Source organism: Uliginosibacterium paludis (assembly GCF_039631355.1).
In the GTDB taxonomy this organism is placed as follows: Bacteria; Pseudomonadota; Gammaproteobacteria; order Burkholderiales; family Rhodocyclaceae; genus Uliginosibacterium; species Uliginosibacterium paludis.
The window spans coordinates 1-3,029 of sequence record NZ_JBDIVF010000023.1; the positions used below are offsets into that span (position 1 = coordinate 1).

The following is a 3,029-nucleotide window of genomic DNA, read 5'->3' on the forward strand; positions in this document are numbered from 1 at the left end:
ACCGCTGCGTTGAGCGCGAGGATGTTGGTCTGGAAGGCGATGCCGTCGATCACGCCGATGATGTCGACGATCTTGCGTGCGCTCTCGTTGATCGCGCCCATCGTGGTCACCACGTCACCGACGACTTCGCCGCCGCGCGTGGCGACTTCCGAGGCGCCTTCGGCGAGCTTGTTCGCCTGGCGGGCGTTCTGCGCGTTCTGCTTCACCGTGGAGGTGAGCTCTTCCATGCTGGAGGCGGTCTCTTCGAGTGAGGCGGCCTGCTCTTCGGTGCGCGACGACAGATCGGTGTTGCCGCTGGCGATTTCGGAGGCCGCGGTGTGGATGGTTTCCGAGGCTTCTCGGATCTGGCGCAGCATCTGTTCGAGGCTGCGCACGGTGTCGTTGGTGTAGTTCTTCAGGTCGGCGAAGGTGCCCTGGTAGTCGGCGGTGATCCGTTCAGTGAGATCTCCCCTGGCCAGTGCGGCCAGCACCCGGGCAATGTCACGCAGGCCGGCGTCCGAGGTGGCCACCACGCGGTTGATGCCTTCGGCCAGAACCTTGAAGAAGCCGTGCTTGCTGCCTTCGTCGATGCGCTGCGAGAAGTCTCCCGCGGCAGCGGCCGTGACGATGTCGCTCACTTCCTGCTCGACGGCGACTTCCAGCGTGCGGTCGATCCACTCGACCACGCTGCCCAGCCGCTCGCCGCGGGCATTGATGACCGGATTGGCGGTGAGCGCGAAGGTGCGGCCGCCGATCTTCGCGGTGGCCTGATAGGTGCTCTTGAAGCTGGCGAGCAGCCGGGCCTGGTGCTCCGGGTTCTGGTGGAAGACGTCGATCTTCTGGCCCAGCAGACGCTCGACGTCGAACTGCGGCAGGTCCTTGCGGATGTCGTCCTGTGCGGTGCGCAGCATGGCGAGCACAGACGGGTTGAGGTAGATGATGTTGCGATCGTTGTCCGCAATCATCACGTTGGTGTTCACGCTGTCCAGGCCGATCTTGAGCCGCAGCGCTTCTTCCGCACGCTCGCGTGCTTCGTTCAGGTCGAAGCCCAGCTTGATCTGCATCGATTTGAGCGCCTGCATGAGCTGACCGATCTCGTCCTGCGTGTCGGTGTGCACCCGGCCCTTGAAGTTGCCCCCGGAGATCTCGCGAAAGCGCGCAACCGCTTCGCCCAGCGAGCGCACCGTCGTCCGCACGAACAGCCAGGCCACCGCTACGCCCAGCACGAACAGCGCAAGCGTGCCGCCGATGAGCCAGGCAGCATGCACCTGATAGCCCCGCACGCGGGCCGCGAGCAGCCCGTCGAGCATGCCGACCGATTTGTCGTAGAAGACATAGACCGCGTCCACCGCCTGACTGCCTGCGGCGAAGAACTCGGGCCCCGCAATTTCGGGCTTGGCCGGGAGCAGTACCTTGTCATGCGCGAGCCGGCTGAAATTCTGGACAGCAGCGGCCATCGCAGCCGCCTCGCCGGCCAGCCGGTCAGACAGGGAAGGGTCGGCCAGCGCCGCGTAGCCGAAAGACTGCTCGATGCTTTCGCGATGCGCCGTGGCGCCGACCAGCACCTCCAGCAACTCGGTACGGCCGGCCGTATCCACCTGCCCGCGGGTAATCATCTGGGCGCCGAATCCCCTTGCCCGCCCCATGTGCTCGGCAAGATCCATCGCATTGAGCACGGCAGCGTTCATCACGTGATAGCTCGCCGGATCGGGGTCCAGCACCAGACCGGAGTTGTTGGCCAGATCCCGCATCATGTCGAGCGCGTGCTCGATGACATCGGTATGCCGTGCAAAGCTCTTTGCCGGATCGAGCGAGGGCATGTCGGAAAGCAGGGACGTCCACTCATTGCCGACCTCCCGCCAGCGCTCTGCCGCGCGTACTTCGGGATGCAGGCGGACCTCCTCATCCACCCGGCGCAGGATGCTGTCGATCCGCTTTTCGATACTCGCCAGCTGGTTTTTCGCATCGGCATTGCCAGTCGCCGCAAGCCCGGCGAGCCCGCGATGCTTCTGCAACTCGGGCAGAAGCTGACGCATCTGGCCGTGGATCTGCAGCCCGACCTGCTCCATGCGGGTAACAGCGACATCGCGCATCAGCCCCTGACCGAGCAGACCCAGCGCGAGCAGCAGCGGAACCAGCAGCAAGAGGCCGATCAGCATGAACTTGCTGCGGAGCGAAACCCGCTCGTGCGCGAGACGCAGCAGGTTCAGTCGCCGGACAAGCGAAGGCTCGATCACCCGGCCGGCCCGGAGCACGGTGCCGCGGGCGCGGCCTTCACGCATCCGGGCGTAGAGCGTTTCGGCCTGCTCCACACGCTGGCGCGAGGGCTTGGTCCGCACCGAAAGATAGCCCACGATCTGGCCGGATTCGAAAACCGGGGTGACATTGGCCTCGACCCAGTAGTGATCGCCATTCTTGCAGCGGTTCTTGACCATGCCGCTCCAGGGCTTTCCGCTCTTGAGCGTGCGCCACAGATCCTCGAAGGCGGCAGGGGGCATGTCCGGATGCCGCACGATGTGATGCGGCTTGCCGATCAGCTCTTCCTCGGTGAAACCGGAGATCCGGATGAAATCGCGGTTGGCGTAGACCAGGTTCCCGTGGAGGTCCGTCCGCGAAACGATGAGCATGTCATCTTCATAGTCGACCTCGTGACCGGTGACGGGCATGTTCACTTTCATTTCAGACTCCTGGCGCAGGGCGCTCCGGCATCAATTCCGGGGCCTGCCAGGCCGGGACGCCGGGCAGGCCATGATCGGGGTGCGGCACTCACTCATGATTCGCTTGGCTTTCGCCTTGCCGTGACACCTCAGGGCGGCCGGATGGCCGAAGACCTGCGCATCAGAACTCGCTCCAGTCGTCTTCGTCGGAGGCAGCCTGCATCGCAACCGGTTTCGTGCCTTTGGCGGCCGGCCCCTTGCGTACGCGTTTGGATGCCGGCGCCGGCAATGAGGCTGCGCGGGCGGCCGTGCCGGTCTGCGCCGCGAGTTCCAGCGCCGGGGCCTTGCCCCCTGCTGCCCCGTCGTCTTCCTGCAGACGGAAGCGGCGCACGA

At 65.3% G+C, this 3,029-nt stretch carries 2 protein-coding genes; both read right to left on the reverse strand.

Annotated features, from left to right (window positions below; all coding sequences use genetic code 11):
* A partial coding sequence (locus ABDB87_RS20450; protein ID WP_345930552.1) for a methyl-accepting chemotaxis protein occupies positions 1 to 2,657 on the reverse strand: 2,657 nt, incomplete at its 3' end.
* A 160-nt stretch (positions 2,658 to 2,817) separates the two neighbouring features.
* A partial coding sequence (locus tag ABDB87_RS20455; protein ID WP_345930554.1) for a hypothetical protein occupies positions 2,818 to 3,029 on the reverse strand: 212 nt, incomplete at its 5' end.